Annotated in this window: 22 protein-coding genes; 11 read left to right on the forward strand and 11 right to left on the reverse strand. The window is 70.9% G+C overall.

Features of this window, described 5'->3' with window-relative positions; genetic code table 11:
• Window positions 1-71: 71 nt before the first annotated feature.
• The 7 genes from ACFCXS_RS32620 to ACFCXS_RS32650 all read right to left on the reverse strand — a co-directional run bounded on the left by ACFCXS_RS32620 (window position 72) and on the right by ACFCXS_RS32650 (window position 8,032).
• Complete coding sequence (locus ACFCXS_RS32620; RefSeq protein WP_376646959.1) at window positions 72-734, reverse strand: HdeD family acid-resistance protein; 663 nt, start codon at window positions 732-734, stop codon at window positions 72-74.
• A 265-nt stretch (window positions 735-999) separates the two neighbouring features.
• On the reverse strand, window positions 1,000-1,197 hold the full coding sequence (locus ACFCXS_RS32625) for a hypothetical protein (RefSeq protein ID WP_352101678.1): 198 nt from the start codon (window positions 1,195-1,197) through the stop codon (window positions 1,000-1,002).
• A gap of 122 nt (window positions 1,198-1,319) precedes the next feature.
• The gene (locus ACFCXS_RS32630) at window positions 1,320-1,844 is read right to left on the reverse strand and encodes a hypothetical protein (RefSeq protein WP_376646960.1); all 525 of its coding nucleotides are present in this window, start codon (window positions 1,842-1,844) and stop codon (window positions 1,320-1,322) included.
• Window positions 1,845-1,862: 18 nt separating this feature from the next.
• Window positions 1,863-3,491 carry an MFS transporter gene (locus ACFCXS_RS32635; RefSeq protein ID WP_376646961.1) on the reverse strand — a complete coding sequence of 543 codons (1,629 nt, stop codon included), beginning with the start codon at window positions 3,489-3,491 and terminating at the stop codon, window positions 1,863-1,865.
• Window positions 3,492-3,668: 177 nt separating this feature from the next.
• The gene (locus ACFCXS_RS32640; RefSeq protein ID WP_376646962.1) at window positions 3,669-6,371 is read right to left on the reverse strand and encodes a LuxR C-terminal-related transcriptional regulator; all 2,703 of its coding nucleotides are present in this window, start codon (window positions 6,369-6,371) and stop codon (window positions 3,669-3,671) included.
• A gap of 219 nt (window positions 6,372-6,590) precedes the next feature.
• Window positions 6,591-7,082 (reverse strand): hypothetical protein, encoded by a 492-nt coding sequence (locus tag ACFCXS_RS32645; RefSeq protein ID WP_376646963.1) that lies wholly within the window; start codon window positions 7,080-7,082, stop codon window positions 6,591-6,593.
• 527 nt (window positions 7,083-7,609) lie between these two features.
• A complete protein-coding gene (locus tag ACFCXS_RS32650) occupies window positions 7,610-8,032 on the reverse strand; it encodes a DUF350 domain-containing protein (protein WP_352101660.1) in 423 nt (140 codons plus the stop codon).
• A gap of 331 nt (window positions 8,033-8,363) precedes the next feature.
• On the opposite strand from ACFCXS_RS32650, the gene ACFCXS_RS32655 reads away from it, so the two are divergent.
• Entirely contained in the window at window positions 8,364-9,431 is a 1,068-nt protein-coding gene (locus ACFCXS_RS32655; protein ID WP_376646964.1) for an enoyl-CoA hydratase/isomerase family protein, read from the forward strand.
• A 144-nt stretch (window positions 9,432-9,575) separates the two neighbouring features.
• On the opposite strand, the gene ACFCXS_RS32660 is transcribed toward ACFCXS_RS32655, so the two are convergent.
• Together ACFCXS_RS32660 and ACFCXS_RS32665 are read right to left on the reverse strand one after the other, a co-directional pair.
• Window positions 9,576-10,616, reverse strand: a complete 1,041-nt coding sequence (locus ACFCXS_RS32660; protein ID WP_376646965.1) for a vWA domain-containing protein — start codon at window positions 10,614-10,616, stop codon at window positions 9,576-9,578.
• Between the two features lie 93 nt (window positions 10,617-10,709).
• Window positions 10,710-11,249, reverse strand: a complete 540-nt coding sequence (locus ACFCXS_RS32665; RefSeq protein WP_376646966.1) for a phenolic acid decarboxylase — start codon at window positions 11,247-11,249, stop codon at window positions 10,710-10,712.
• A gap of 103 nt (window positions 11,250-11,352) precedes the next feature.
• Here ACFCXS_RS32665 and ACFCXS_RS32670 point away from each other — a divergent pair, with 103 nt between their 5' ends.
• Window positions 11,353-11,805: a MarR family winged helix-turn-helix transcriptional regulator gene (locus ACFCXS_RS32670; RefSeq protein WP_376646967.1), complete on the forward strand. Its 453-nt coding sequence runs from the start codon at window positions 11,353-11,355 to the stop codon at window positions 11,803-11,805.
• A gap of 207 nt (window positions 11,806-12,012) precedes the next feature.
• Here the strand turns inward: ACFCXS_RS32670 and ACFCXS_RS32675 are convergent, their stop codons facing one another.
• Both ACFCXS_RS32675 and ACFCXS_RS32680 read right to left on the reverse strand, forming a co-directional pair.
• Window positions 12,013-12,288 (reverse strand): SHOCT domain-containing protein, encoded by a 276-nt coding sequence (locus ACFCXS_RS32675; RefSeq protein ID WP_376646968.1) that lies wholly within the window; start codon window positions 12,286-12,288, stop codon window positions 12,013-12,015.
• Window positions 12,289-12,329: 41 nt separating this feature from the next.
• A complete protein-coding gene (locus tag ACFCXS_RS32680; RefSeq protein WP_376646969.1) occupies window positions 12,330-12,773 on the reverse strand; it encodes a DUF6325 family protein in 444 nt (147 codons plus the stop codon).
• Window positions 12,774-12,956: 183 nt separating this feature from the next.
• Here ACFCXS_RS32680 and ACFCXS_RS32685 point away from each other — a divergent pair, with 183 nt between their 5' ends.
• The 9 genes from ACFCXS_RS32685 to ACFCXS_RS32725 all read left to right on the forward strand — a co-directional run bounded on the left by ACFCXS_RS32685 (window position 12,957) and on the right by ACFCXS_RS32725 (window position 21,444).
• Window positions 12,957-13,958, forward strand: a complete 1,002-nt coding sequence (locus ACFCXS_RS32685; RefSeq protein WP_376646970.1) for a TIGR00341 family protein — start codon at window positions 12,957-12,959, stop codon at window positions 13,956-13,958.
• A gap of 159 nt (window positions 13,959-14,117) precedes the next feature.
• Complete coding sequence (locus ACFCXS_RS32690; RefSeq protein ID WP_376646971.1) at window positions 14,118-15,776, forward strand: FAD-dependent oxidoreductase; 1,659 nt, start codon at window positions 14,118-14,120, stop codon at window positions 15,774-15,776.
• Window positions 15,777-16,140: 364 nt separating this feature from the next.
• The gene (locus tag ACFCXS_RS32695) at window positions 16,141-17,295 is read left to right on the forward strand and encodes a SchA/CurD-like domain-containing protein (protein WP_376646972.1); all 1,155 of its coding nucleotides are present in this window, start codon (window positions 16,141-16,143) and stop codon (window positions 17,293-17,295) included.
• A 69-nt stretch (window positions 17,296-17,364) separates the two neighbouring features.
• Complete coding sequence (locus tag ACFCXS_RS32700) at window positions 17,365-17,808, forward strand: cupin domain-containing protein (protein ID WP_376646973.1); 444 nt, start codon at window positions 17,365-17,367, stop codon at window positions 17,806-17,808.
• Entirely contained in the window at window positions 17,805-19,073 is a 1,269-nt protein-coding gene (locus ACFCXS_RS32705) for a beta-ketoacyl-[acyl-carrier-protein] synthase family protein (protein WP_376646974.1), read from the forward strand. The genes ACFCXS_RS32700 and ACFCXS_RS32705 overlap by 4 nt, the downstream gene beginning before the upstream one ends.
• Window positions 19,070-20,323, forward strand: a complete 1,254-nt coding sequence (locus ACFCXS_RS32710; RefSeq protein ID WP_376646975.1) for a ketosynthase chain-length factor — start codon at window positions 19,070-19,072, stop codon at window positions 20,321-20,323. The genes ACFCXS_RS32705 and ACFCXS_RS32710 overlap by 4 nt, the downstream gene beginning before the upstream one ends.
• A 32-nt stretch (window positions 20,324-20,355) precedes the next feature.
• The gene (locus ACFCXS_RS32715; protein ID WP_376646976.1) at window positions 20,356-20,610 is read left to right on the forward strand and encodes an acyl carrier protein; all 255 of its coding nucleotides are present in this window, start codon (window positions 20,356-20,358) and stop codon (window positions 20,608-20,610) included.
• A gap of 1 nt (window position 20,611) precedes the next feature.
• Complete coding sequence (locus tag ACFCXS_RS32720; protein WP_362245942.1) at window positions 20,612-21,091, forward strand: SRPBCC family protein; 480 nt, start codon at window positions 20,612-20,614, stop codon at window positions 21,089-21,091.
• Between the two features lie 20 nt (window positions 21,092-21,111).
• A complete protein-coding gene (locus tag ACFCXS_RS32725) occupies window positions 21,112-21,444 on the forward strand; it encodes a TcmI family type II polyketide cyclase (RefSeq protein ID WP_376646977.1) in 333 nt (110 codons plus the stop codon).
• Window positions 21,445-21,602: the final 158 nt, after the last annotated feature.

Genomic DNA, 21,602 nt, shown 5'->3' on the forward strand with positions numbered 1-21,602 from the left:
CGTCGCCGCTCCAACGACGGAGGTGGGGCAGTTGCACGGCCGCGGCGCCTCCGTCGGGCCGGCGGGGTGTCTCAGGCCGCCTCGGAGGGGGCGTGCGGTCCCGCTGCGTGCGTCTTTCGGAGCGCGGCCCGCCACGCCAGGGCGACCGCCGTCTCGGCCAGTCCGAGCAGGACGAGCCACAGGCCGAGCAGCCGGGTCAGGGCGCGGGCGGACTCGGTGGGCAGGGCGAGCACCACGATCCCCGCGACGATGCCCAGCACGGCGGCGCCCAGGACGACACCGCGGTGCGGCAGGTCCTTGGCGACGACCGCCGTATAGAGGGTGAGGATCCCGGACACCAACCAGACGACGCCGGTGACCAGCGAGAGCACGGTGATCGTCTGCAGCGGGTTGCGCAGGCACAGCACTCCGGCCAGCACGTACACCACGGCCAGCAGGAGCCCCGGAAGCCGCTCACCGTGCTCCTCCCGGCCGAAGACGGCCACGAACCGGAACGCCCCGTTCACCAGCAGGTACAGCCCCACGAGGACGGCCAGGACGTGCAGGGTCGCCTCCGGCCAGACGAGGATCAGGACACCCGGCACCAGGGTCGCGACGGCCGAACCCATGAGCCAGGTCCATGAACGGCCCAGTCGTTCCAGCCCGTAGGCGGTGCCGGACGTCGAGGCGAAGACTGCCGCGTCGGACCGGTGTTCCTGCCCGGGGAGCGGTGTCGGACCACGCGACATGGTCATGGCTCCTCCTCGCGTGTAGGGGTTGCTTCGGGACCGCCCGCGGGGCGGTGTCCGAAGGGTGTGACAGGCCCGGTGCGCAGCTCTGCCGGCTCCAGAATCCCGCCTGCCGCGGGGTGCCGGGGTCACCCGCCAGGGGTGATATGCCGGTGAGCCCGCGAGCCCGGTGACGGAGCGGGTTCCCGGGGAACAGCTGCCGGCCGACGTCCTGAGGGAGCGTCAGGAAGCGTCTGTGAAGGAAGAGCTGGGTGCACGTGGGTCGGTCACGTCACTCCGGCACCGGTCGCATCTCCACGACTCGCAATCCCAGTGACTGGCAGCGAGCCAGCAGCCCGTACAGGTGCGCCTCGTCCACGACATGCCCGAACAGGACGGTCTGGCCGGCCATCACCACATGGCCCAGCTCCGGAAAGGCCTTCACCAGCGTTTCCGACAGGTGTCCCTCGACGCGGATCTCATAGCGCACGAGCTTGTCCTCCCACAGATGCCCGGGACAGGCGGACGGCGCCCTTTGTGCCATCGTCCGCCTCCGTACCTGCCCGGACCTCACCCGGAGCAGGTGACCCGGCGGGTGACGGACCCCGGGGCTCAGTGCTTCAGCACGATCTTGAAGGCGACGATGAGCAGGCCCAGCAGCAGATTGACCGACGCGGTGACGGCCATGAGCCGGGGCGAGGCACCGGCACGGCGGGCCGCTGCCACCGACCAGCCGATCTGGCCGACCACGGCGACACACAGAGCCAGCCAGAGGGCGCCTCGTACGTCCAGTCCCAGGAGCGGACTGACCGCCACCGCGGCGGCCGGCGGGACCGCGGCTTTGACGATGGGCCATTCGTCACGGCACACGTGCAGCACCAGGCCGCGGTTCGGCACCTGTTGTGCCAGACGCGCCCCGAACAGCTGGGCGTGCACATGCGCGATCCAGAACGCCACTCCCGTCAGAAGCAGCAGCACCACCAGTTCGGCCCGGGGGAACGAACCCGGAGTTCCGGCACCGGCCACCACGGAGGCCGCGAGCATGGAACCGTAGACGCCGCCGGTGTAGTCCGCGCTGGCCCGGCGCTCCGCACGGCGCTTGCGGTGTGCGGTGGGGGCGGTTGTGGTCCTGGACATGAGCGGCTCCCTGCGGACTCAGTGGGGAGACCCGGACGCCCCGGCCGTCGCTGCCGCACCTCGCTCCGGCGGCCGGCTCTCCCGGGCGGTGGGCAGATGCGGTGTGACCAGGAAACTGACCAGAGCGATGCCGCCGGTGGCCAGGACCGCCGCCTTCAGACCCTGCAACTGGGCGGCCGCGTAGGAATCCGCGACGGCGTCGACCTCGGACGGCGGCAGCCCGGCACGCTCGGCCGCCGAACGCACCTGATCGGTGGGGACGAAGGTGATCCCGGCCTCCAGGGCGACGCCGACCTGCCCACGGGTCTCCTCCGACAGTTGCGCGTTGTCTTCCACCCTGGTCGTGAAGGCGTGGGCCAGTGCGCCGATGAGAAGGGACCCGATGAGCGCGGTGCCCAGCGCCGAGCCCAGATTCTGTGCCGTGAACTGCAGCCCACCCGCCTCGCTGCGTTCCTCCTCGCCCACCCCTGACTGCACGACGTTGCCCAGCTGCGAGGCGAGCAGCCCGACTCCCACGCCCAGCACGGCCATGGCGCCGGCGAACTGCCCGTCGTCGATGGCCGGGTCGATCGTGGCCAGCAGCCACACGATGGCCGCCACCAGGGTCGCCAGGGCCAGCCGGACCACCCGGCGCGGCCCCACCACGCGCCCCAGCGAGGACCCGCACAGGGAGGTCACCAGCATGGTGGCGGACACCGGGAGCAGCCGCAGACCTGTCTCGAAGGCGTCGAACCCCTGAACCACCTGCAAGTACAGCGGAATGGTGAAGAACAGCCCCAGCAGGATGAGGTTCTGGCTCAGCAACGTCAGAAGGCCCGACCGCAGCACGGGCCGGCTCAGCAGCGACAGATGCACGAGCGGATCGGCGCTCGTGTGCTCCCTCCGCCGCTCCCACCACCCGAAGACCGCCAGGACGGCGGCCCCGGCACCGACGACGAACAGGGTCGGGGCGAAGCCCAGGACGGTGAAGGGAGGATTACGCGGTTGCAGCCATCCCCAGGTGCTGCTCTGCAGCACACCGAGGACGCCCAGCCCGAGTCCGGCGGCGGACAGGAGCGCACCCACCCCGTCCAGCCGGGGGCGCCGCCCGCTCGTGGTGGGCGTCGCGATCACCCGGCGGCACAGCAGCACCGCCACGACGACCACGACCTCGCCGGCGAACACCAGCCGCCAGGTCAGATATGTCGTCACCCATCCGCCCAGCAGCGGGCCGACCGCGATTCCCGCACCGGCGAGCCCACCGATGACCGCGTAGGCGATGGCCCGGTCGCGTCCGCGGTACGACTCCGCTACGAGCGCCGCCATGGCCGGCAGCACCATGGCGGCGCCCAGCCCCTCGATGACGGACCAGCCCAGCATGAGGACCCACAGCGCGGGCGCCAGAGCCGTCAGGCCCGACCCGAAGCCGTAGACGACCATCCCGAGCACGAACATGCGGCGGCGTCCCACGATGTCCCCGAGCCTGCCGCCGATGAGCATGAAAGCGGCCATGACCAGCGCGTACAAGGTGATGACGGCCTGGATGGCGGTGACCTCCGTGTCGAAGTCCTCGACCAGCTGGCTGATGGACACGTTCATCACGGAGGTGTCCAGGACCATCAGGAACTGGGCCGCCCCCAGGACGATCAGAGCCCGCCACCGCTTCACGGTGTCCACCTCGCCGAGTCGGACCGGTACGCCGGGCGCAGAGCCCGGCATGCGCCGGCGAACGCGTCGGCGTCTGTTCCTCATCGCACCCCGTGTGCGCGCCGCGCGCCTCACCCACGAAGGGGGAAGTACGGGCCGTGCGGCACAGGTGATCGGGCGCGGGTGATGCGGTGCGGCTCAGAGCATCCGCAGGTCGCGAGCGCGGCGGACCGCTTCGCCCCGCCGGTTCACCGCCAGTTTCCGGTAGACGCTCTTCAGGTGGGTCTTCACCGTGTTCACCGACAGGCAGAGATCGGCGGCGATCTCCTCCGTCGACATCATCCGGGCCACCCGGTCCAGTACGTCGTGCTCGCGGGCGCTCAGCTCCACCGCCACCAGCGGTGCGGGCGGCGCCTGCGGCCGGGTCCGCTCGCCCTGCGCGGCTGCGGCGGGTGTCAGCCAGCCTGCCGCCAGTTCGTGCAGCGGAGCCGTGGCGATGAGGGGCCGGATCCACGCTCCGGCGTCCAGGAACGGGCGTCGCAGCCGCTCACGGCGGGCGTCCAGCAGCGCCTGTGCCACGAGCTTGCGGGCCGTGGCTCCGTCTCCCGCCGCGGCGGCGGCCCCGGCCCTCACCAGCGCTGCCCTCACGGTCACCGCCGGGCCGGCGCGTCCCTCGGCGTGGACGCTGTCGAGCAGGTCGAAGGCTGCCCCGGGGCGCCGGGCGGCGAGCTGGATCGCCGCGGCCTCCACCGCGCACACCGGCTGGTCCCCGGAGACGGACCGCAGCACCTCCGCGGCCTCCTTCGGCCGCCCCTCGGCCAGGTGGGCGGCCGAGGTGACGAGCGCCTCGTGGCTACGCGCCCACGGCGAGTCCACGGCGGCGGGGACGGCCGGGTCCGCGGCCTCCACCGCGTCGCGTACCTTTCCCCGGGCCATCAGCAGGCGCGCCGCCGCAAGGGCTCGCCCCGCCGCCAGCACCGGATCAGGCGTCCCCGAGGAGAGCTCGGCCGCCTCGTCGATGAGGGTCTGCGCCCGGCCCAGTTCATTGCGGTCCACCGCGACGGCCGCCAGGACGAGCCTTCCGATGCCGGACCCGGACGGCCTGGGTGCGCCCGCCCGGTCCGCCTCGGACACCGCTGCCAGTGCCTTGCGCTCGGCCCGGCCCGGCCAGCCGTTCATGTAGTCGAGCAGGGCCAGATGCCCCATGGCCTCCTCCCGGGGCAGCGCGGTGGAGGTTCCGCCGGGAGCACCGGCCACGCTGGTCAGGACGGCGCGCGCGTCCTCGTAGCGCCCGGCCCACAGGAGCGTGGAACCGACATGCGTCATCAGGAGGGCGGTCAGTTCGGGATGCTTGTCCAGGAGGTGGACCGGAACCTCCTGCCTGAGCTCCGCGGCCGATTCGGCGGCCTTCTCGACCTCCGGGGGGCATCCGGTCAGGCGGGCGGCCAGGGCGTCCAGCAGCGCGCAGCTCAGCCGGGCGGCCGCCTCGTGCGCGCCGTTCCCCTCGTGGGCGAGCTGTTCCTCGGCGTGCCGCAGGCTGGCCAGGCCGTGATCGAGGTCGTGCCGGGCCAGGTCGTGGGCGGCGCGCACGAGATGGGTGGCCGGGCTCCTCGCCTCGGGCCCCATGTGGGAGAACAACCGAGCGAGGTTCTCCGAGCTCGGACCGGTGAAGAGCAGCCCGATCGCGAGATCGTCCACGAGGGCACCGGCGGTGAGGTCCCAGTCGCCCGCGGCTGCGCTGTGGGCGAGGGTCTCCTGCAGGAAGCCGTGACGGTGCAGCCACCGCGCGGCCCGTCGGTGCAGTTCCGGCTCCAGCCCGGGCAGGCGGACCCGCAGATGTGCGCGCAGTATCTCCCCGAACAGCGGGTGGAGCTGGTACCACGAGTGCCCGAGTCGCTCGACGAACGCGTTCTCCCGGTGCAGCCCGGTGAGGATGGCCTCGGCGTCGACGCGGTCGGTCAGCTCGTTGGCCAGATCGGGACAGAAGCGCTCCAGGACGCTGACGCGCAGCAGCAGGTCCTGCGTCTCCGGCGTCTGCCCCTTGAGGACCTCGGCCAGCAGGAAGTCCGCCACCGTGCTGCGGTCCGCCTCGAACTCCTTCAGATACAGCTCGGGGTCGGAACTCTCCCGGGCGGCCAGCGCGGACAGGCTCAGGCCGGCGGCCCAGCCCCGCGTGCGGTCGACCAGATTCCGCGCCGCCTGGACCGGGAGGCTCAGACCGTGCAGCTCCAGCAGCGTGGTGGCCTCTTCCGGGGTGAAGGCCAGTTCGGCGGAGCGGATCTCCGTCAGATCACCGGCCGCCCGGTAGCGGTGCAACGGCAGCAGTGGTTCCGTGCGGGTGACGAGCACGAGGTGCAGTCCGGGGCCGGAGTGGTGCAGGACGAACTCCAACTGCTCGGCGACCGTCGCGTCGGTCACGCGGTCGTACTCGTCGAGTACGAGGACGACCGGCCGCTCCCGGTCGTTCAACTCGCCGGCCAGTGCCGACAGAAGCCTGTGGTCCACTCCGGCGGCGTCCGCGGGCTCCCCGACCGCCTCGGACGCCGGCGCACCACAGGCCCGAAGGGCCTGCAGCACGTAGGCCCAGAACACCCCGGGACGGCAATCGCCCACATCGAAGGTGAGCCAGGCGACCGGAAGGTCCAGTCCCGAGGCCCAGTCCGCGGCCAGCAGGGTCTTGCCCGCTCCGGCGGGGCCGTTGAGCAGAGTCAGTGGCGTCCTCAGGGCCTGGTCGAGGTGGTCGACGAGCCGCTGACGACGCAGGAACGTGTGGGCCCTCGCGGGGAGGGCGAACCGGGTGCGCAGAAAAGGATCCCCCACGGGATCGGTGCGCGACAGCTCCGGTACGAGGCGAACCGCCGATCCTGGGACGTTCTCGTGGATTTCCGCCAAGGTGCTCATCACCCCTGTCGGTCAGGGCCACGTCATGGGCAGCGCTTCACCCTCAGCATCCCAGCCTTCCCTCCCTGCCGCACGGCATATCGCGCCAAAACTCCGCTGACCTGCGCTTTCGGTGGCAGACCAGCGGAATCAAGAGCGACCTCACCGGAATCGGGCCGACCTCGGCCCAGGCGTGCCACCGGTTCGGGCGGGGACGCCGGGAGAGGACGGCCCTCCTCGTCAGCGGGGCGGGCGCGGGGTGGCCGTGGGGCGGTAGGTGTCGTCGCGCTCACGCCAGGAAGCGTCCTCCGACGGCTCCAGGAGGTTGTCGCGGGGCACGACGCACAGGGCCCAGATGATGAAGCCCGAAAGCGCGATCATCACGACCGACCACACCGGGTACTGGGGCAGGGAGAGGAAGTTGGCGATGATGACGAGTCCGGCGATGGCCACGCCCATGACACGGGCCCACATCGCCGTCCTGAGCAGCCCCAGGCTGACGATCACGGCGAGTACGCCCAGGGCGAGGTGGACCCAGCCCCAGCCGGTCAGGTCGAACTCGAACACGTAGTTGCGGGTCGTCACGAAGATGTCGTCCTCGGCGATGGCCATGATGCCCCGGAAGATGTCGAGCAGGCCGACCAGGAAGAGCATCACAGCCGCGAAGGCGGTCAGGCCGGTGGCCCAGTCGTCCTTCGCGCTGTGTGCCGGTTGAGTGTGTGTCGCGGTCATCGTGCGCCTCGTTTGCGATGCTCAGGGACCGGAGGAAGCGAGGAGGCAGGGCCACGAACCCGAGGCCCCGCTCCGAACCGTTCGGTGTCCCCATCAGCGTGCCCACGGCAGGCAGCGGGCCGCCTCACCCGACGCGGGTGAGTGTGCGATGGCCGCAGCCCCCGCCCTCGTCGTCTCCGCCCCGTCACGCTGCGCCACCGGGCGCTGCCACCATGCGGAGGTCGCGTCGCGCAAGGTGCCGGTGCCGCGGTGCACCGCGGGATCTCCTGGCCGTCGGCGGTCAGCGCCTGCGAGTCACGGGTGACCACAGCCCCACGCCCGACGGACCAGCTGTCTTCACCACGCCCAGGGCAGGACCACCGACCCGGCCGGGTGCAGGCGCGAACGATACGTCCACGTGAACGCACCGCAGGTTCCTCCGGTCAGCGGCTACGCCCTGCAGGAGGAAGGACCGGGGGCTGTGCGTTCACCGTGCGACGAGGGTGGCTTCGTACCGAGCCGCCGACGGGGTTGCCCGCGTGAGTGGTTCAGGCGATGGAAGCCGAGATGAGCGCGGAGACGGCGAGGTTGCAGGATGCCGTCACCCAGACCGCGGGGTGCGGCTCCGCCTCGACCAGCGTCGCACCAAGGCGTCCCGGCGTGACCAGGTCCACCACCAGGAACGCCACCGCCATCATGACCAGCCCCAGCACTCCGAACGCCGCGGTCGAGACCAGCCCCTTGCCGAAGTCCTCGTACGTCGTCCAGATCGACGTGAACACGATGCCGCCGATACCGAGCAGCGCGGAACTGAGGACGGTGGCGGCGTTGCGGTTGCGCTCCTGCCAGATCTGCCGGCCGAGCTTGCCCGGCGTCAGCACGTCGACCAGGACGATGCCGAGGAGCAACAGAACCAGTCCCAGACCGCCGTATGCAGTGGCCCGGCCGAGTCCGTTGACGATGTCGCTCATGGGGGTGCCAACTCCGAAGCGTAGAGATCATGAGTGATCGCGGTCAAAGAGAGGCAAAATGTAGCGCACACGTGCCGCCCGGTGAACGGCGCCCGGCCCTCCGGGAGATCACCGGCCTGAGCGGCATGCTCCGGGTCCGGTCCCGGAATCGGTACGGCCCGCCCCGTCCACCCCGCCGGCACGTCCGTGGAGGTCATCAGGCACCGTAGGGTCCACAGTGGCCAGGTGGTTCGTCACCGGCCGCGGCGGATGAAGTGCCCTCCACCGGAACGGGAAGGAACCGACAGGACATGCGCGTCAACGCGGCCCACGGCCCGGGGGAGGCGTTCCGATGAGCGGAACCGAGGAACGGGAAGCCGTCCTCTTCCACACCAGCGGGCGCGCCGCCCACATCACGCTCAACCGGCCTCGGGCTCTCAACGCACTCACGCACACCATGGTCCGCCGCATCGACGAGGCGCTCCGCGCGTGGGAGCGGGACCCCGCCGTGCAGACCGTCGTCATCACCGGCGCGGGGGAGCGCGGCCTGTGCGCCGGCGGTGACATCCGCGCCATCCACGACGACGCCCGCGACGGCGACGGCAGCGCCTCGGCCGCGTTCTGGCGCGACGAGTACCGCCTCAACGCCCGCATCGCCCGCTGCTCCAAGCCGTACGTCGCCGTCATGGACGGCATCGTGATGGGCGGCGGTGTCGGTGTCTCGGCGCACGGCAGCGTCCGTGTCGTCACCGAGCGGTCCCGGATCGCCATGCCGGAAACAGGCATCGGTTTCGTGCCGGACGTGGGAGGCACCCACCTGCTCGCCGCAGCCCCCGGGGAGCTGGGCACGCATCTGGCCCTGACGGGAGCTCAGGTCGGCGCGGCCGACGCGATGCTGTGCGGACTCGCCGACCACTTCGTGCCGACGGACTCGCTGCGGGACTTCCTCGACGCCTTGGCCGAGCTGCCCGCGGAGGAAGCCCTGGCCGCTTGTGCGGGCACACCCCCGCAGGGCGTCCTGGCCTCCGGGCGTCACTGGATCGACGCCGGGTACGGTGCCGGCACCGTCGAGGAGATCGTGCGCCGGCTGCTGGCGCACGGTGACTCCGCCGCCAAGGAGGCCGCGGAGACCCTGCTCGCCAGGTCGCCGACCGCGCTCAAGGTCACCCTCGCCTCTCTGCGCCGCGCCCGGACGCTCGGCCCGCTGGAGCTGGTCCTGAACCAGGAGTACCGCGTGTCCTGTGCCGCCCTGGAGACACCCGACCTGGTGGAGGGCATCCGTGCCCAGGTCGTCGACAAGGACCGCAGGCCGCGCTGGTCGCCGAAGACCCTGGCCGAGGTCACCGATGCCGACGTCGAGCGCTTCTTCGCCTCGCTCGGCGAACACGAACTGGGTCTGTCTCCGGGACTCCTCGACTGACGGACCGGGCGGGTCGAACTCCGCTCGGCAGGGCTTCTGACGGCGCTCCAGGGGGCCGTCAGAAGCCGTTCGACGGAGCGCCGGGGCCCCAAGAGGCATCCTTCCCTCTTGCGAGCTCCGGAGCCCCGTCGGCTTCACGGGGTGTCAGAGCATGAGCAGCAGCCGTGTGTTGGCCACGAGCTTGCGGTTGACGCTCGTGCTCTGCACGAAGATGGTGAAGTGGTCGTTGTGGTCGGGCTTGACGCGCACCTCCGTGCTGGGCAGCCCGAGCAGGGCGCGGGCCTGGGGCCCCGTGTACACGCGGTCCGTCTCCTTCTCCAGCACCGCGATCTGCTTACGCGCCTGGATCTTCTCCGACTTGCTCAGCTCGTAGTACGCGCCACCGGTGGTGTAGGTGTGCCCGCACTCGACGACCCACTCCCGGATCGCGGCGTCGCGGGCGACCGGGATCAGCTGGTACTTCGACGGATCGGCCGGGGTCAGCCCGGCCGCCTTGATGGTGTCTTCGTTGACCGCTTCCGCGCCCGTGGAGAACACCGCACGCGATCCGCGGATGCCCTGGGTGCGGCCCATCATGAAGTTCTCGGTGGCCTGCCGGATCACCTGCCCGGCCTCCTCGAGGCCCTGTGTGCTGGTGGCGTCCCATATGGCGATGTTGTCCTTGGGGAAGCCGCACTGCATGGCCTCTCGCTTGCCCATCTGGTCGGGCACCAGCACGGCCAGCGTCCAGTTGTCCTGCTGGGTCCGGATCATCTCCGCGACGGCCTCGACCAGTTGACGTGGATTCCTGGCGGGGGCGTCCGGGCAGCGGTGGCTCGCGTTCTCCTGCCCGTCGGTCAGGACGAACGTCAGGAAACTGTGGTCCCCGTACAGTTGGGCCGTCTGAGCCAGCTCGCTCTGCGACTTCAGAGCGGCTGCCAGGAGGGCCGTCATCCCACCGGTCCGGTACAGCTGCTTCAGCGACGGCATGCGCAGCACGTCCTTGTCGTAGATGACGCACTCCACCTTGTCGGCGAAGACGTACACCGTGACGCGGGTCTCCTGGTCCAGTTCCCTCGAGCGGCGGGCGAGATAGGCGATCTGCTGGTCGGCGACTTCGACGACCTTGCGACTCAGGTGCGACATCGACGAGCTGGCATCCAGCACTAGAGCAACGTGGTTGATGTAGTTCTGGCTTTCGGACATCACAGCTCCCCCTCGTTCCGGCTTGGTGTGTCCACCCTCTCACCCACCACTGACAATCGATCTTGGAAGAACCGTGGGGCCGGGCCCGTGCGGTCAGCCGGTGCGGTCGGACCAGCCGGGCGGGAGGTCGCCCGGTGCCGTGGAGATGACGGTGTCGTCGTCCGGGCCGACGAACTCGAAGAGGGTGATCTCTGCGAACTCCGGGACCACATGGATCGGATAGGTCGGGCCCTCGTCGCGGAACCGGCGCATCTCGTCGAGGTGGTCGTTCTGGTAGAGGACGGTGCGCTCGCCGTGCTCCTCGACCCAGCGCGGGAAGAAGATCACTCCGTGCAGGCGGCGCTTTTGGGGCATGACGTTCACGCAGACCGAGGTGCCGGTGGGCTCGTTCCAGGACACCTTGTAGTGGTCGTCGTCCAGCCGGACCAGGTCGACCCGCTGGTCCTTGACCCACCGGCCGCCCACCATGCCGGAGTGGATCCGGTAGTCGATGGTGGTCGGGTTCTTCACGTACATCTCGTACTGCCAGCCGTTGGCATAGGTGTAGATGAACCGGTGGCCGACGATGCCGGAGAGCTGCTGCGGGGGGACGGGGCTGCGGACGGTGGTCTCGTGCGCTTCGCGGCTGTCCATCGGGGGACCTCCTCGTGGTCGTTGCGGTACGACATTGCGGTACCACTCAACTTTGCCACAAAACTATTTTGTGGCAAAACAATGTGCAGGGCATCATGAACCCATGGACACCGCGACTGATCTCGGCCGCCTCATCGGGCCCCTCAGGCGAGCCGTGCTGCTGCGCACCCGCCGTGCGGAAGACCTGCCGGATCTTCCCGAAGCCCAGATCGAACTCCTGAGAGTCCTGGCCGAGGCAGGACCCCTCGCGCCACGTGACGTCGCCTCCCGTTTGCGAGTGGCCTCCTCGACGGTCAGCAACCTCGTCCGCACCATGACCGCATCGGGTCTCGTCGAACGCAGGCCGTCGGTGACCGACCTGCGCACGGTCACCCTCGTCGCCTCCCCGCACGCTCTCGATCTCCTCGACCGGTACGACCGAGTGAGCACGGAGGAGCTGAGGAGCGCCCTGACCGCACTCACACCGCGAAGCCGACGGGCCATCGAGGACGCCCTGCCCGCGCTCAGGGAACTGCAGGGAGCCCTGGAGGGGCCGGGGGACCGGCCCCGGCGCTGAACGGTGAGACATGAGAGGTACGGGGCCGGCGGAAGCCGTCGGACGAGCGCCGACGGGGGTGAGGAGTGAGCCCCGCATCTCGGGGTAAGCGTTTGCCGCTGGACGGGAGGGGCCGCGACACCTGGGGAGGTCGGAGCGGCCCTTCCCCACCGGCTGTCCGCAGCACAGGTGGTCAGGCCGCTCCGGCCTCCCGGCGACCGACCTTGATCACGCCTGCAGCAACCTGCGCTTCTGCTCCTCGAACTCGGCCTCGGTGAGCACGCCCCGATCCCTGAGCTCACCGAGCTGCCTCAGCTGTTCGATCTTGTCCGTCATGTCCGGAGCCGGCGGTTCGGCGGCGGACTGCGGCGCGGGCGCGTACGCCCCGTATCCCTCCTGCGCTGCCCATCGGCCCTGCTGACGTCGGGTCACGCGGTTCGACACGGCGGTCGCCGTCCCGGCGACGACGGCGGTTCGAGCGACCCCGCGAATCAGACCTGGCATGGCTGTTTCCCTTCCTGGTCGTCGGCGTTGGCGAACGCCGTTCAGCGAGCCGCTTCGGCCGCGTCGAGGGCCGCGACGACGGCATCGACCGGGATGCGCCCCGAAGCGACCATCCTGGCCCCGCCACGGCGCAGGGCGGCGGCGAAGGGCGCGGCCCACACGTTCTCGTAGAGCAGGATGCCCGCGGAGCAGCCGGGCTCCAGCGCGGTGGCGGCCTCCTCGATGTCGTCCTGGCCCAGCAGACCCGACGAAGCGCCCTCGAAGACGGCCAGGTCGAGCTTGCCGTCTCCGGTGAGGTCGGCGATCTCCATGCCGGTCACCGTTCCGTCGTCGTCCTTCCTGACGAACATCAGGTCCAGGATCCGGATCAGGCCGCGGTCCACAAGATCGACGAGGAGGGGGAAGCCCTCACCGGTCATACGGTTGCCGGGGAACTCGACGACCAGGTAGTCGATGGGCCCCACGTCTCCGAGTTCCTCGCTCATGGTGTCACCTCTGGCTCTCGCGGCTGTCTCCTGCCGCCCCCGCCACCATTCCAGCACCGGGCCGTGGGCCTCGCACTCCGTAGGAGGGGCGCCGGCCCGGCTCGTTCGGGGAGTACGGCGGAGTCGGCGAGGACGGCCGTGTCCTGGCCGGGGTGCGCGTGACCGCTGTGGTTTCTTGAAGGCATGACCCGCGGTGTCGTCGCCCTCGTTCTGCCGGTTCCCCAACGCCGCTCGCTTCAGGAGTTGGCCGAGGACCTGGATCTGTCGTCCGGGGACACCCGGTCCAAACGTTCGGCGTTCTGGACCATGCTGACGCTGTCGTCGGTCATCGCAGCCTGCGGGGTCCTGACGGACTCGACGGCGACCGTGATCGGAGCGATGATCATCGCGCCCCTGTCGACACCGATCATGGGGATCGCCCTCGGCTCGGTGCGACGCCGACGCACCGGCGGTCTCGGCGTGGTCCTGTGCGCGTGCGTCCTGGTCATCGCACTCGGCACGGTGTTCTCGCAGGTGCTCCCCGACGACTACGATCTGCTCTCCAACAGCCAGATCCACTCGCGGACGTCACCAGGGCTTCTGGACCTGGTCGCCGCCCTGGCCACGGGTCTCGCCGGCGCGGTCGCACTCGCCCGACGGGACGTCGCCGCCGTGCTGCCCGGGGTCGCGATCGCCATCTCGCTCGTCCCGCCCCTGGTGGTGTCGGGCGTGTGCCTGGGACAGCTGGACGGGTGGCCGGCTCTGGGCGCCCTGGTGCTCTTCGTGTCCAACTTCTTCGCCCTGGTGTTCGGCGGCATGGTGATCTTCGCGGGCCTCGGCCACGACCGAGCAACCGTGAAGGCAGCCGGCGGCCCCGCGCGCCGGGCGTACACGGCCATGGCACTGCTCTTCGCCGCCGTGTTCATCCCCCTGGCCGCGAACACCGCGCTCACGCTTCTGCTCGAGATCTGGACGGGGCGCGCGAAGACAGCGGCGCAGCAGTGGCTCGCGAACCAGCCGGGCGCATCCGTCACCGGCGTCGACGCCGTCTCGCGGACGATGCACATCCATGTCCGCCTCCCCGGTGACCTTCCCCCGGTGCAGCCGCTGCTCGACCGGCTTCGGGGGCAGATCCCCGATGGCGTGCCCGTCATCGTGGACGACTCCCGTGGGCAGCGTGTCGATGCCGGACGAGTCGGCGACTGACCGTCCCTGCGCGGTGCGATCCCCCCCCGCTCTCCCGAAGGGCCGTGCCGCGAAGCACGCGGGTGAAGCCTGAGCCGCCGTCACCTCCCCGGGGCATGGATGAGGATCGCCGCCGCAACCGGCAGGGCCGGCGGCACCGACGCACTGGAGGCGAGAGTGATGAAAGAACGAGCCGGGCAGGCGGGCCCCCACACCATCGACGTCCCGGTCCTCATCGTGGGCGGCTCCCTGGTCGGCCTGGCGACCTCGTTGTTCCTGGGGCGGCTGGGCGTACGGCACCTGCTGGTGGAGCGCCACGCGGGCACCTCCATCCACCCGCGGGGCCGGGGCAACAACGTCCGCACCATGGAACTGTTCCGGGTGGCGGGGGTGGAGAAGGCGATCCAGGAGGCCGCCGCCACCCTGTCCGTCAACCACGGCATCCTGCAGGCGCCCACCCTGGTCGGTGACGCGGGCGAGTGGCTGTTCAGGGACATCGACCCGGGCGGCGGGCTGGCCCGCTTCAGCCCCAGCGCCTGGTGCCTGTGCAGCCAGAACGACCTCGAGCCGGTCCTGCTCGACCACGCCCGCGGGCACGGCGGCGACCTGCGCTTCTCCACCGAACTGATGTCGTTCGACAGCGACCTCACCGGTGTCACCGCCGTGGTCAAGAGCCGGGAGACAGGTGAGCACACCACCATCCGCGCGGACTATCTCGTCGCCGCGGACGGCCCCCGCAGTCCCGTGCGTGAGCAGCTCGGCATCGCCCAGAGCGGACCCGGCGACCTGTTCCACAACGTCAGCCTCACCTTCCGCTCGCGCCGCCTCGCCGACGTCGTGGGCGACCGCCACTTCATCGTCTGCTACCTGACCAACCCGGAGGCCGACGGCGCCCTGCTGCCCGTGGACAACCGGGAGAACTGGGTCTTCCACGCCCCCTGGCACCCCGAGCACGGGCAGTCGCTGGAGGAGTTCACGGACGACTGGTGCGCCGAACACATCCGCCGGGCGGTGGGCGTGCCGGACCTCGATGTGGAGATCACCGGCAAGGCGCCCTGGCACGCCGCCCAGAGGGTTGCCCGCAGCTATCGGTCGGGGCGGGTGTTCCTCGCCGGTGACTCGGCTCATGAGATGTCCCCCACCGGGGCCTTCGGGTCCAACACCGGCATCCAGGACGCCCACAACCTCGCCTGGAAGCTGGCCGCCGTACTCGACGGCTGGGCCGGCGAGGAACTGCTGGACAGCTATGACGCCGAGCGTCGGCCCGTGGCCGAGGCCACCAGCGCGCGGGCCGCGGCCCGGTCGGCCGAACACAGCCACCCGGGATTCGCCGCCCCGCCCGGAGCGGGCGGTGGTGGCCCACGGCAGGGAATCCTCAACGTGGCCCTCGGCTACCGCTACCCGCAGGGTGCGGTCGTCGGCGCCGACCCCGCGGCCCCGGTGGTGCCGGAGAGCCTCGACCTGACCGGCGCACCCGGCAGCAGGGCGCCGCACCTGTGGGTGCGCCGCGGGGACGAACGGATCTCGACCCTCGACCTCTACGAGCGGTCCCTCGTCCTGCTCAGCGACGCCTCGGAGCCGAACGAGTGGCACACGGCCGCCGTGCGCCTCGCCGGCGAACTGTCCCTCCCGCTCCAGTCGTACCGGGTGGGCACCGGAGCCCAGGCCGATCTGGCGCCCGAGGACGCGACCGACTGGGCGGAGCGCCACGGCACGGGGCCGGGGGGTGCCGTGCTCGTCCGGCCCGACGGCTTCGTCCTGTGGCGGTCACCGGGTCCGGACGCGCGGGCCGAGGCGGTGCTGCGCGAGGTCCTGAGGACCGGGCTGGCGGTCGCCTGAGCCCGCGCGCCCAGCCCGCGGCGGTGGTTTCTGCGTGAGTCCTGCCCCCCCCGGCGGCGGCCTCGGCCGTCTTCGCCACCGGCGCCTCTGACGCCGGTGGCGAAGACGGTGACACGGGCAGAAGGACGCCGGGACCGCGGACGCGCGCATCACCTGAGCGGAGGACCGCGACCGGCGGGCCGAGGAGCACGCCGACGGCCGAGGTCCCCCGCGCCCAGCGGGTCCGCTCGTCATCCGCCCTGTCACTCACGTACTTCGTCCGAGTCGCGCGATGTGCGGGGACGGGCACAGGATCGAGGAACGCTGACGTCGCATCACTGCGGCCAACGTTCACTTTCCCCTCCGCGAAGGAGATGTGCGCAGGATGACCACCACATCCGAACGGGTTGCAGGTTCGCGGGCGCAACAAGCGTCGCACCATGTCTCGCAGTCCGTGTTCGACGGTTCCCGGCTCCGAGTCGTCCTCCTGGTCGACGTCCACGACGGCGCCCACCAGGAGTTCCTCGACGCCTACGAACAGCTGTGCAACCAGGTCGCGTCCGTCCCCGGGCACGTCAGCGACCAGCTGTGCCAGTCGATCGAGAACCCCTCGCAATGGCTCATCACCAGCGAGTGGGAGAGCGCCCCGCCGTTCCTCGCCTGGGTCAACAGCGAGGAACACGTGCGGATGGTGGAGCCGCTGCACAGCTGCGTGCGCGACACCCGGTCCCTGCGCTTCCACGTCGTCCGCGAGACCGGCGGCCCGGCGGCGGACGCCGACCCGGCGGAACGCCGGCTCCAGACGGCGCCCAGGATCGGCGACGGCGTCATCCGGCACGCCCTCACGTTCACCGTCAAGCCGGGCAGCGAGGAGATCGTCGCCAAGATCCTCTCCGACTACGCCTCGCCCGAGCCGCAGGTCGACGACACCACCCGGCTGTGCCGCACCTCCCTGTTCATGCACGGCAACCGCGTGGTGCGGGCCATCGAGGTACGGGGCGACCTGCTGGCCGCGCTGCGTCACGTCGCCCGGCAGCCCGAGGTCCGGGCCGTCGAGGAGGCCATCAACCCCCATCTGGAGCAGGACCGGGACCTCGACGACCCCGAGTCCGCCCGGGTCTTCTTCACCAGGGCCGCGCTGCCGGCCGTCCACCACGTGATGGCGGGGCGGCAGGACCCTCAGGCCGAGCGGTACGCCCTGTACTACCCGGCCCGGCCGGACCTCGGCATGAAGCTGGCCGAAGTCCTCTCGCGCAGGGACGAGGCGGCGGCGGAGGACCCGCGCAGCCCGGTCCTGCGCAGCACCATCTTCCAGCGCGACGACGTCGTCGTACGGCTCATCGACGTGCGCGACGGGCTCGAAGCCGCCGACCCCGCCCAGATCCTGGGGCTCACCGACTCGGCGCAGGTGGCCGAACTGACGACGCTCCTCGACGACGCGGGCACGGACACCACCGCGTCGAAGGACGCCGGCATGGCGCGCCTCCTCGACATCGCCCGCATGGAGCTCGTCACCGACCGCCGGTCGCCCGACGCCTGATTCACCGCCTGGTGGGAGAGGCGGGCACCGCCTCTCCCACGGTCGTGCAGCACATCAACGGAGGAACGCGTGATCACATCTCGTCCCAGAATCGTGAGCATGAGCGACGTCGAGCCCAACCGCCGGCGAGGCGGTGACCTGCGGGCCATGCTCACTCCGGCCGCCGTCGGCGCCACCAGCGGTTTCATGGGCGTGGCCCTCATCGAGCCCGGTGACCGCATCGCCGAGCACTACCACCCGTACTCCGAGGAGTTCGTGTACGTGGTGTGCGGGCAGCTGGAGGTGGACCTCGACGGCGAGCCGCACCCGCTGCAGCCCGAGCAGGGGCTGCTGATCCCCCTCAACGTGCGCCACCGCTTCCGCAACGTCGGCGACGTGCAGGCACGGATGGTCTTCCACCTCGGTCCGCTGGCACCGAGCCCGCCGCTGGGCCACGTCGACACCGAGGGAACCGACGCCGAGTCCGCGGTGGTGGGGGCGGAGGCAGCCGCACGACGTCAGGTCCGGTCATGACGCGACGAGTGGTGGTCACCGGCATAGGCATCGTCGCCCCCGGCGGCATAGGCGTCCCGGCCTTCTGGAATCTCCTGGAGACCGGGCGTACGGCCACGCGGGCCATCACGTTCTTCGACCCGTCCGGTCTGCGTTCCCGGATCGCCGCCGAGTGCGACTTCGACCCGGCTGCCCACGGTCTGGACGCACGGGACGTGGAACGCTGCGACCGCTACATCCAGTTCGCCATGGTCGCGGGCGACGAAGCGGTACGGGATGCCGGTCTCGACGTGAGCGCCGAAAACCCGTGGCGTGTCGGCGTCTCGCTCGGCAGCGCCGTCGGCGGCACCACCCGGCTGGAGCACGACTACGTCCTGGTCAGCAGCAGCGGACAGCACTGGGACGTGGACCACCGCAAGGCGGGCCCGGAACTGCACCGCGCGTTCTCGCCCAGCACACTCGCCTCGACGGTGGCGGAGCGCTTCGGGGCGCGCGGCCCGGTGCAGACCGTCTCCACAGGCTGCACCTCCGGGCTCGACGCGGTCGGATACGCCTTCCACACCGTGCAGGAGGGCCGGGCCGACGTGTGCCTAGCCGGCGCCTCGGACTCGCCGATCTCCCCGATCACCATGGCGTGCTTCGACGCGATCAAGGCCACCTCCCCGAACAACGACGACCCGGCCCACGCCTCGCGTCCCTTCGACGCCGACCGCGACGGGTTCGTCATGGGCGAAGGCGGCGCCGTCCTGGTCCTGGAGGAGCTCGAGCACGCCAGGGCCCGCGGCGCCCACGTCTACTGCGAGCTCGGCGGATACGCCACCTTCGGCAACGCCTACCACATGACCGGCCTGACCAGCGAAGGCCTGGAGATGGCACGGGCGATCGAGGACGCACTGGACTGCGCTCGGCTCGACCCCACCGCGATCGACTACGTCAACGCGCACGGGTCGGGCACCAAGCAGAACGACCGTCACGAGACCGCCGCGGTGAAACGGGTTCTGGGCCCGCACGCCTACGACACCCCCATGAGCTCCATCAAGTCGATGGTGGGCCACTCCCTGGGCGCCATCGGAGCGATCGAACTCGTCGCCTGTGTGCTGGCCCTGGCCCACCAGGTGGTACCGCCGACCGCGAACTACGAGACGCCCGACCCCGAATGCGACCTGGACTACGTTCCGCGCGTCGCCCGCGAGCGCGAGCTCGCCAGCGTGCTCTCGGTGGGCAGCGGATTCGGTGGCTTCCAGTCCGCGGTGGTCATGAACCGGCCGAGGGAGAAGACACGATGAGCGAACCCCGCACACGGCGCGCGGCGGTCACGGGAATCGGTGTGGTCGCGCCCAACGGAGCCAGTACCGAGACCTTCTGGAAGTCCACCACGGAGGGCATCAACGCCCTGGAGCGGATCACCCGGGAGGGCTGTGAGCACCTGCCGCTGCGGGTGGCGGGCCAGGTGCGCGACTTCGACCCGTCGGCGGCCATCGAGGAACGCTTCCTGGTCCAGACCGACCGCTTCACCCACTTCGCGATGGCCGCGGCCGACCTCGCGCTGGACGACGCCCAGTTGCACCGGACCGAGACCGACGAGGCGCCGTTCTCCGTGGGCGTGGTCACCGCGGCCGGTTCCGGCGGCGGCGAGTTCGGGCAGCGCGAACTCCAGCAGTTGTGGGGCAAGGGCAGTCGCTTCGTCGGCCCCTACCAGTCCATCGCCTGGTTCTACGCCGCCAGCACCGGCCAGATCTCCATCCGCCGGGGCTTCAAGGGTCCCTGCTCGGTCGTCGCCGCCGACGAGGCCGGCGGCCTGGACGCCCTCGCCCACGCGGCGCGGGCCGTGCGGCGCGGCACCGACGTGATCGTGACCGGTGCCACCGAGGCGCCGATCGCGCCCTACTCGATGGTCTGCCAGCTCGGTTATCCAGAGCTCAGCACGGTCGACGACCCGACCCGTGCCTACCGTCCCTTCACGTCCTCGGCCTGCGGGTTCGTGCCCGGAGAGGGTGGCGCCATGGTCGTGGTGGAGGCCGAGGGCATGGCCCGGGAGCGGGGTGCACGCGTGCGGGCCCACCTGGCGGGACACGCGGCGACCTTCACCGGGGCCTCCCGCTGGGAGGCGTCCCGGGAAGGACTCGCCGAGGCCGTCCGAGGAGCCCTGGCCGAGGCCGACTGTGCTCCCGAGGACATCGACGTCGTCTTCGCCGACGCCCTCGGCGTACCGGAGGCGGACCGCGCCGAGGCCCTGGCCATCGCCGACGCTCTCGGGGCACACGGCACCCGCGTGCCCGTCACCGCGCCGAAGACCGGGATCGGCCGGGCCTACTGCGCGGCGCCGCTGATGGACGCCGCGACGGCGGTGCTCTCGATGGAGCACGGACTGATCCCGCCCACCCCCCATGTCTTCGACATCTGCCACGACCTCGACCTCGTGACCGGCCGGGCCCGTACCGCCGAGGTACGCACGGCACTGGTGCTGAGCCGGGGACTCATGGGGTCGAACTCGGCGCTCGTGCTGCGGCACGGCGTCACCGGCGCCTCGCGGTGAGGCGCCGCGGAGCAGGAGAGGAAGGGAACGGCATGACCGACCGCATCACTGTGGAAGAGCTGGCCGAGCTCATGAAGAAATGCACCGGTGTCACCGTCACGCCGGAGGAACTCCGCCGCGACGACACGGCCTTCGAAGGCCTCGGCGTCGACTCGCTGGGGCTGCTGGGCATCGTGGGTGAGCTGGAGAACCGGTACGGCACGCCGATGCCGACCGACGCCGAACGCTCCAAGACACCCCGGCAGTTTCTCGACCTCGTCAACAGCGCACTGCTGACAGGAGCATGAAATGACCGGACACACCCAGAACGAGATCACCATCGCGGCACCCCTGGACCTGGTCTGGGAGGTGACCAACGACCTGGAGAACTGGCCGCAGTTGTTCAGCGAGTACGCCTCCGTCGAGATCCTGTCCCGGCAGGGCCACAGGACGACCTTCCGGCTGACCATGCACCCGGACGAGAACGGCACCGTGTGGAGCTGGGTCTCGGAGCGCGAGCCGGACCGCGAGACGCTCACGGTCAAGGCCCGCCGGGTCGAGACGGGCCCCTTCGACCACATGGACATCCACTGGCGGTACGAGGAGGTACCGGCCGGCACGCGCATGGTCTGGACACAGGACTTCGCGATGAAGCCGGACGCGCCGGTCGACGACGAGTGGATGACCGACAACATCAACCGGAACTCCAAGGTGCAGATGGCCCTGATCCGCGACCGCATCGAGAAGATCGCAGCGGAGCGCGGTGCGACGCACCGTCTGAACGACTGAGCCGGACGGAGACCCACCCCATGCACCAAGCTCTGATCGTCGCCCGGATGGCCCCCGGATCGGCGCCCGACATCGCCAAGGTCTTCCAGGAGTCCGACCGGGGAGAGCTGCCGCGGCTCGTCGGGGTGACACGGCGCAGCCTGTTCCAGTTCGGCGATGTGTACATGCACTTGATCGAGGCCGAGCGCGATCCCGGTCCCGCCATCGCCAAGGTCGCCGGTCACCCCGAGTTCCGGGACGTCAGCGAACGGCTGGCCGCGTACGTCAGCGCGTACGACCCCGAGACCTGGCGTTCCCCCAAGGACGCCATGGCGCAGCGCTTCTACCTCTGGGAGCGTGAGCCGGCCGGCTGACGCCGCCGGTGACGACCGGGCGCCGGGTCCGCGACGCGGCGGACCCCGCGCCCCGCGGTTGCGGGGGGGCCCCGGGCACCACGGGGCCACCGGACGCGGGCGGGTGCGGGCTCTTATAAAAAAAAACGAGCCCCCGAGACAGGTGTCGATGTGGGAGT

It is taken from the genome of Streptomyces sp. NPDC056373, from assembly GCF_042262425.1.
In the GTDB taxonomy this organism is placed as follows: domain Bacteria; phylum Actinomycetota; class Actinomycetes; order Streptomycetales; family Streptomycetaceae; genus Streptomyces.

Bases quoted from the DNA above. Each gene is read 5' to 3' on its own strand.
- ACFCXS_RS32620 (WP_376646959.1), bottom strand. From the start codon at position 734: ATGACCATGTCGCGTGGTCCGACACCGCTCCCCGGGCAGGAACACCGG.
- ACFCXS_RS32630 (WP_376646960.1), bottom strand. From the start codon at position 1,844: ATGTCCAGGACCACAACCGCCCCCACCGCACACCGCAAGCGCCGTGCG.
- ACFCXS_RS32640 (WP_376646962.1), bottom strand. From the start codon at position 6,371: ATGAGCACCTTGGCGGAAATCCACGAGAACGTCCCAGGATCGGCGGTT.
- ACFCXS_RS32645 (WP_376646963.1), bottom strand. From the start codon at position 7,082: ATGACCGCGACACACACTCAACCGGCACACAGCGCGAAGGACGACTGG.
- ACFCXS_RS32650 (WP_352101660.1), bottom strand. From the start codon at position 8,032: ATGAGCGACATCGTCAACGGACTCGGCCGGGCCACTGCATACGGCGGT.
- ACFCXS_RS32655 (WP_376646964.1), top strand. From the start codon at position 8,364: ATGAGCGGAACCGAGGAACGGGAAGCCGTCCTCTTCCACACCAGCGGG.
- ACFCXS_RS32660 (WP_376646965.1), bottom strand. From the start codon at position 10,616: ATGTCCGAAAGCCAGAACTACATCAACCACGTTGCTCTAGTGCTGGAT.
- ACFCXS_RS32665 (WP_376646966.1), bottom strand. From the start codon at position 11,249: ATGGACAGCCGCGAAGCGCACGAGACCACCGTCCGCAGCCCCGTCCCC.
- ACFCXS_RS32670 (WP_376646967.1), top strand. From the start codon at position 11,353: ATGGACACCGCGACTGATCTCGGCCGCCTCATCGGGCCCCTCAGGCGA.
- ACFCXS_RS32675 (WP_376646968.1), bottom strand. From the start codon at position 12,288: ATGCCAGGTCTGATTCGCGGGGTCGCTCGAACCGCCGTCGTCGCCGGG.
- ACFCXS_RS32680 (WP_376646969.1), bottom strand. From the start codon at position 12,773: ATGAGCGAGGAACTCGGAGACGTGGGGCCCATCGACTACCTGGTCGTC.
- ACFCXS_RS32685 (WP_376646970.1), top strand. From the start codon at position 12,957: ATGACCCGCGGTGTCGTCGCCCTCGTTCTGCCGGTTCCCCAACGCCGC.
- ACFCXS_RS32690 (WP_376646971.1), top strand. From the start codon at position 14,118: ATGAAAGAACGAGCCGGGCAGGCGGGCCCCCACACCATCGACGTCCCG.
- ACFCXS_RS32695 (WP_376646972.1), top strand. From the start codon at position 16,141: ATGACCACCACATCCGAACGGGTTGCAGGTTCGCGGGCGCAACAAGCG.
- ACFCXS_RS32705 (WP_376646974.1), top strand. From the start codon at position 17,805: ATGACGCGACGAGTGGTGGTCACCGGCATAGGCATCGTCGCCCCCGGC.
- ACFCXS_RS32710 (WP_376646975.1), top strand. From the start codon at position 19,070: ATGAGCGAACCCCGCACACGGCGCGCGGCGGTCACGGGAATCGGTGTG.
- ACFCXS_RS32715 (WP_376646976.1), top strand. From the start codon at position 20,356: ATGACCGACCGCATCACTGTGGAAGAGCTGGCCGAGCTCATGAAGAAA.
- ACFCXS_RS32720 (WP_362245942.1), top strand. From the start codon at position 20,612: ATGACCGGACACACCCAGAACGAGATCACCATCGCGGCACCCCTGGAC.
- ACFCXS_RS32725 (WP_376646977.1), top strand. From the start codon at position 21,112: ATGCACCAAGCTCTGATCGTCGCCCGGATGGCCCCCGGATCGGCGCCC.